Raw genomic sequence first — 603 nt, forward strand, 5'->3', positions numbered from 1 at the left:
TTGTCTCTCATTATTTGAATGAGCGAGAGACATTTCGATTTTGCCGGACTCAATTTCGAATAATCACTTAAAAGTGATATTCCCAAGAACACTTGAATGTGTTTTTTGGTGTTTGTCTTAAAGACAAACATTGAGAACTTTACAAACAAACTTAAAAGTTTGTTTTGTCAGCTTTCCAAATTGTTAAAGAGCTAATCACTTCTTATGAAGTAACCATTTTTAAACACACTCGTAAGAATGCTTAAAGATGGTGGGCGATACCGGGCTCGAACCAGTGACCCCCTGCTTGTAAGGCAGGTGCTCTCCCAACTGAGCTAATCGCCCACATAAGTTTTTCGTCTTGTGGTAGACGTCAAGAATGGTGGAGCTATGCGGGATCGAACCGCAGACCTCCTGCGTGCAAGGCAGGCGCTCTCCCAGCTGAGCTATAGCCCCATCTTGAGAGTCATTCTTAAAGAATGGTGGGTCGTGCAGGATTCGAACCTGCGACCAATTGATTAAAAGTCAACTGCTCTACCAACTGAGCTAACGACCCAATGGTATCCCGTAGGGGAGTCGAACCCCTGTTACCGCCGTGAAAGGGCGGTGTCCTAGGCCTCTAGA

3 tRNA genes are annotated in these 603 nt (G+C 45.1%); all 3 read right to left on the reverse strand.

Going from position 1 to position 603, the window contains the following annotated elements:
* Positions 1-248: 248 nt before the first annotated feature.
* Positions 249-324, reverse strand: a tRNA-Val gene (locus QTO06_RS25370).
* A 35-nt stretch (positions 325-359) separates the two neighbouring features.
* Positions 360-435 (reverse strand) — tRNA-Ala (locus tag QTO06_RS25375).
* Positions 436-459: 24 nt separating this feature from the next.
* A tRNA-Lys gene (locus QTO06_RS25380) sits at positions 460-535 on the reverse strand.
* Positions 536-603: the final 68 nt, after the last annotated feature.

The sequence above is a fragment of the Vibrio sp. M260121 genome (genome assembly GCF_036533715.1).
Classification (GTDB): domain Bacteria; phylum Pseudomonadota; class Gammaproteobacteria; order Enterobacterales; family Vibrionaceae; genus Vibrio.